The 5,424-nt window shown below is 57.2% G+C and carries 6 protein-coding genes; 2 read left to right on the top strand and 4 right to left on the bottom strand.

Features of this window, described 5'->3' with window-relative positions; translation table 11 throughout:
- Positions 1 to 188: 188 nt before the first annotated feature.
- The 3 genes from LAT62_RS15770 to pspA are packed head-to-tail and all read right to left on the bottom strand — an operon-like array spanning position 189 to position 1,602.
- Positions 189 to 632, bottom strand: coding sequence for a PspC domain-containing protein (locus LAT62_RS15770; RefSeq protein WP_293386091.1), 444 nt, complete (start codon positions 630 to 632; stop codon positions 189 to 191).
- Between the two features lie 11 nt (positions 633 to 643).
- Positions 644 to 883 carry an envelope stress response membrane protein PspB gene (gene pspB / locus LAT62_RS15775; protein ID WP_293386093.1) on the bottom strand — a complete coding sequence of 80 codons (240 nt, stop codon included), beginning with the start codon at positions 881 to 883 and terminating at the stop codon, positions 644 to 646.
- Positions 884 to 918: 35 nt separating this feature from the next.
- Positions 919 to 1,602: a phage shock protein PspA gene (pspA, locus tag LAT62_RS15780; RefSeq protein WP_293386095.1), complete on the bottom strand. Its 684-nt coding sequence runs from the start codon at positions 1,600 to 1,602 to the stop codon at positions 919 to 921.
- A gap of 210 nt (positions 1,603 to 1,812) precedes the next feature.
- On the opposite strand from pspA, the gene LAT62_RS15785 reads away from it, so the two are divergent.
- Positions 1,813 to 2,793 (top strand): sigma 54-interacting transcriptional regulator, encoded by a 981-nt coding sequence (locus tag LAT62_RS15785; RefSeq protein ID WP_293386097.1) that lies wholly within the window; start codon positions 1,813 to 1,815, stop codon positions 2,791 to 2,793.
- 17 nt (positions 2,794 to 2,810) lie between these two features.
- Here the strand turns inward: LAT62_RS15785 and LAT62_RS15790 are convergent, their stop codons facing one another.
- The gene (locus tag LAT62_RS15790) at positions 2,811 to 4,349 is read right to left on the bottom strand and encodes a methyl-accepting chemotaxis protein (RefSeq protein WP_293386099.1); all 1,539 of its coding nucleotides are present in this window, start codon (positions 4,347 to 4,349) and stop codon (positions 2,811 to 2,813) included.
- Positions 4,350 to 4,645: 296 nt separating this feature from the next.
- On the opposite strand from LAT62_RS15790, the gene LAT62_RS15795 reads away from it, so the two are divergent.
- Complete coding sequence (locus tag LAT62_RS15795) at positions 4,646 to 5,362, top strand: hypothetical protein (protein WP_293386101.1); 717 nt, start codon at positions 4,646 to 4,648, stop codon at positions 5,360 to 5,362.
- The last annotated feature ends 62 nt before the right edge of the window (positions 5,363 to 5,424 follow it).

The following is a 5,424-nucleotide window of genomic DNA, read 5'->3' on the forward strand; positions in this document are numbered from 1 at the left end:
CCTGTGGTATCGGGAACACATAGTGTGCCGACCAGCACGGCCTCGCCGGATTGGAACTTGATTTCCTGTTGATGCATCTTGATGCCTTTGGCAGCTAGCTCTTAGTCGATGGTGTCACAATCAATGACTCTGACCCCTTTGATCCTTTGATCATCAACCGGGGCCCACTGGCTGCTGCGGTGCCCCCTCTAATCCTGGATCTTCGAAAACTCCCGATCCAGGTTGTACCGCTTGGAGGTGACGTAACGCTCCATGGTTTCCACCCGGTTCAATACGTCATCCAGCCTTTCGCGGGCGGTACGCAGGCGCTCACTCGGGGTTTCCGGGTACCTGAACATGCTGCGTGGGCGGTCCTGGTGGGCGGTTTCGTCATACTCGGTCTGCGGCTTCACCTTGAGCTTCTTTGGGCGCTTGGCCAGCAAGACGCAGGCGGCCAGATAGCCGAAAATCGCCAGCGAGGTGAACATCAGCAAGGCGCCAACAGCGATCAGGCGCAGTATCCAGGGCTCGATGTTCAGGTGCTCGCCGAGCCCGGCACACACGCCGCCCAACCAGCCCTTTCTCTTGTTACGGTAGAGGTTCATGCCGTAACCCTGGCGCCTCTTTTCCCAAAAATCGTCGAACTGTGACATGACGTCGTCTCCTACTGTTGGCGCTGGCGGCGCCAGTCTGGCTGGCGCTCATCCAGAATGGATTCCAGTGTAGTGATGCGGTCAGCCAGGGTGTCGGCGGTGCGCAGCAAGGCGTCCAGTTGCTTCTGGTCGGCCTCACCCAGGCCGCCGGCGGTTTTGGATTTGTACTTGTAATGCAAGCCAATCCAGATCGGCATCACGACCACCATGAACAGGATGGTGGGCACGAACAGGAACTCGAAAAAATGCATGATTCACTCCTTTTGGTCGGCCGAACAGGCAACCCTTATTGTTCGGCTTTGCCGTCACGTTTCAGGTCAGCCTTCAGGCGATCCAGCTCGGCGTTGATGCCTTCGTCCTGTGCCAGGCTGTCGATTTCGCTGGCCAGTTTCTGGCGGTCGTCACGTCCCAGATCCATGGACTCCAACTCGCCTTCCATATTATCCATGCGGCGCTCATAGAGCTCGAACTTCTCGAAGGCGTCCTCCAGCGAGTCTTTATGCAACTCACGCCGTGTTTTCATACGCGTGGATACGGTCTGCTGGCGCATCACCAGAGTCTTCTGCTTGGCCTTGGCGTCATTCAGCTTTTGCTGCAACTGACCGATTTCCGAAGACAGTTGCTCCATGTGCTCGTCCAGCGCGGTGAACTCTTTTTCTACAATAGCCTGTTCGTCCAGCACGGCCTGTTTTTCTGCCAGGGCGGCACGGGCCAGGTCTTCGCGGCCTTTTTCCAGCGCCAGGCGGGCTTTCTTTTCCCACGCACCGGCTTCGTCCTGCAGGCGGCTCAGGCGTCGCTGCGCTTCTTTCTTGTCGGCGATGACGCGGGCGGAACTGCTGCGCACTTCCACCAGGGTTTCTTCCATCTCCTGAATGATCAGGCGGATCATTTTCTGCGGGTCCTCGGCGCGGTCCAGCAGCGCATTCAGGTTGCTGTTAACAATGTCGGATAAGCGGGAAAAAATGCCCATGTCAGATCTCCTCAAGTCAATGGTCTTTGGTCAGAGCGCCGCTCGAACTGAGCGGATGATGCACTGTCCTGTGCTTGTAGTTATCAGTAATCGTGCCAGTTTTTTAAGCTATTGATTTCACTATATTTTCCATTATTAACGGACTCACGCATGGCTATAAATAGCGTAATACGCTAAATTGGTTAGCCAAATACACTAGAAATACAGATCATGAACGAACATACCCCCCAGCGGCTGATTGGCGAAAGCTCAGCGCTTTCAGATCTGCTGGACCAGGTGTCTCAGGTGGCGCCGCTGAACCGGCCCATACTGGTTATTGGCGAGCGTGGTACGGGCAAGGAACTGATTGCAGAACGCCTGCATTATCTGTCCCAGCGCTGGCAGCAGCCCTTTCTGAAGGTGAACTGCGGGGCGCTCAGTGACAGCCTGCTGGACGCCGACCTGTTCGGCTATGAACCCGGCGCCTTCACTGGCGCCACGCGGCTGCACAAGGGCCGTTTCGAGCGCGCCCATGAGGGCACCTTGTTTCTGGATGAAGTGAGCAACATGTCGCAGGCGGTGCAGGAAAAACTGCTGCGGCTGATCGAATACGGGGAATTCGAACGTCTGGGCGGCCAAACTAAACTGCAGGTGGATGTGCGCATAGTGGCGGCCACCAACGAGCACCTGCCTGATCTGGCCCGCAAGGGCCGGTTTCGGGCCGATCTGCTCGACCGGCTGGCCTTTGATGTGCTGACGCTGCCGCCGCTGCGGGCCCGGCAGGATGATATTCTGATTCTGGCCGAGCACTTCGGCATTCAGATGAGCAGTGAACTGGGGTGGCCCATGTTTCCGGGTTTCTCGGACCGGGTGCTGGCGCAACTGTGCCAGCATCCGTTTTGGGGCAATGTGCGGGAGCTGAAAAACGCGGTAGAGCGCAGCCTGTATCGCTGGAACCAGCCTGACAACCCCATTGACCAAATCGTCCTCGACCCCTTCGATTCACCCTGGCAGCCCGAGGGCCGGGAAGCCGCCGATCTGGACGATAGTCTGGGGTTCACTGACCAGGTAGCGCGCCTGGAAGTCCGGCTGCTGCAACGTGCGCTCGATCAGAACGACCGTCATCAGGGCCGCGCCGCCCAGAGCCTGGACCTCAGCTACCACCAGTTTCGTAATCTACTGCGCAAGCACAATATAGCAGCCAAGGCGTGAGCGGTGTCTTCTCTCGGTCAGCACTTGAACCCACCCAAATGCTGGTTCAGCTTCACGGTCTGCTCACTCACCTGATGACTGTTGTCGGACACCTGTTCCACCTCATCGCTGACCTTGTGGGACAGATCGGCCAAGTGGTCGATATTGCGGCTGATCTCGGTGCTGGCCTCTGATTGTTTTTCCACGGAGGTGGCGATCTGAGAGGCCATGTTGTTGATCTGATCCATGGCATCGAAAATCGTCGACAGCGACTCCTGGGCATCGGTGACCCGGGCTACACTGGTTTCGCTGGACGCCTTGGCCAGCTCTGCGGTGGACGCACCCTGTTCGGCACTGGCTTTCAGGCTGGCAATTCTGTCTTCGATATCGACGGTGCTTTCCTGGCTGCGGGCGGCCAGGGTTCTGACCTCACTGGCGACAACGGCAAAGCCTCTGCCTTGATCTCCGGCACGGGCGGCCTCAATGGCGGCATTGAGCGCCAACAGGTTGGTTTGCTGGGCGATGCCCCTTATCTCCGTCATGGTGCCGGCGATGCTGTCGACTTCGCCATGCAGTGAGTCCATGGCGCTGCTCATTTCCTGAATCTGGTCGGCCAGACTGCGCATGGTGCTTACGGATTCTTCCATGGCCTGTTTGGTATGCCGGGCATTGTCCACCACATGCTCTGCGGAAGAGGACGCGCTTTGTGCATTCAGAGCGACTTCTCGTGAGGCTTCGCTGTTCTGGTTCACCGCCTCGGCAATGGATTCGATCTCGGCACGCTCATCTGTCACCAGTTGTCGGCTGACTTCGAAAGATCGCTCCATGCGCACTACAGCGGACCCGACCTCCGTTGCCACGCCGTCAACGGCCTGCATGGACGTCTGCAATTTGCCCATGAAGGTGTTGAAGTCATCGACCAGGCTGCCAATCTCGTTGCGCTGCTGGATTGCGAGTCGCCGCGTCAAGTCGGCTTCACCCTCGGCAATGTCGTGCATGGCGTCGCGCAACTGCACGATGGGCCTGCTGATCAGTATCTTGATCAGAAAATACAGAACCAGCCCCAGCGCCATTGCCAGCAGCGCGGTGCGCACAGTGGCGATTGTATTCACTGTGAGCAAGCGGCTGGAGAGGAATTCCGGATTGGGGCGCAGATAGACCACCCCGATGGGCTCGTCGCCTTCTTCGGCAATGAACAGCGGGAACTGGTTCAGTGCTTCCAGGTCTTCCGGCCGGTCGGTTTCGGTGACTTCTCCAGCCTCATCCAGTTCGAACCCAAGGAAGAATTCTCCCGCCATCTGCCCGGTTTCCAGGTAGGCCCCTTGCAGAAAGTCACCAACAACGGCGGCCTGTAGGGTGTTTTCGACAATGGCCATCTCGAAATTCCACAAGGCGGGTGGCAATGCCAGGTCAAGAAACGACACGATATCCTGTTGTCGCAGGTTGGCGGCTTCCTGCCACTGGTTTTTGGACAACTGATATTCAAGAACCGCGCTCGCCGCCAGCAGCAGCGTGACTATGGATATGGCCCAACAATTGAATTTGAAGGACAGGGACCGGATTCCAGACCATCCCATTTTTCATACTCCCAGAATGCGGCCACGTCCGATGTGTTTTTATAGTGATGTGTGATGAGTCGGACACTGCAGATGTAGCGCATGTTTTATGCCCTGCAATAATTATAGGCAGTGTATAGGGCGCTGTCGGCGGCTATTCAATATCCGTGAGAGAAGATCGTTGATATTCTCGAATGGCTATAATGAGGCTTTGTTATATCGAGACAGACAACAAACAGATATGACCAGCCGCGTCCGCGCAAGCAGTCTGCACGGCCTGTCGCTTACCAAACACCGCCAGGGAACCACACCGACCTATGAACAACTTTCAACTCGAACCCATTCCTCACACCGGGGAGCAGATACTGACCGGTAAGTATCAGACCCCCATGGCCGTATCACGAACGGTTATCGTGCGGCTGAACCAACAGAACAGATATCTGGTGTACAGCCCGGGTGAGCCCCTGTTGCAACAGGCTGCAGAACTTCTGGGAAAGGATGCAGAAATAGTGCTGGTTGCCCCCAGTTCCGGCCATACGCTGGGCATAGCGCCCTGGCTGGCGGCGTTCCCTGAGGCACGCATCGTGGCGGCGACTGGCACAGCAGAGAAGCTGCAGAAGAACGGCATTACCGGTGCGACCTTTTTGCTGCCTGAGGCGTTGGCCGAGGAATTGCCTGAGCACATCAGTATGTTCCTTGTCCCCCAGTGCAAGGGTGGTGAGATATGGCTGACAGTGGCACTGGACGGCAAAACCTGGTGGCTGGTCTGTGACGGCCTGATGAATCTGACAGCCCTGTCGGACAGCTTCATCAAGGCCTTGTTGCAGCGGATATACGGATTGCGCCTGGGTCTCTGGATGACCCCCATCTTTGTGTTGAATGTGATCGACAAGGTGGCGTTCAAGCAGTGGTTCAACGGCTGGCTGAACGAACAGCAGCAGCCGGTGCTGATTCCCTGTCACGGGGATGTGTATGGCGAGCCCGATCTCACGCAGACCTTGCAGGCACTGGTTGAGAAGCGATTGAAGTCCTGACTAGCCCCCGCTCAGTGCCTGAAAGATAAACAGGGTGCCGTCTTCCGGCACCCGGTCGGACA

The organism is Natronospirillum sp. (assembly GCF_022565775.1).
In the GTDB taxonomy this organism is placed as follows: Bacteria; Pseudomonadota; Gammaproteobacteria; order Pseudomonadales; family Natronospirillaceae; genus Natronospirillum.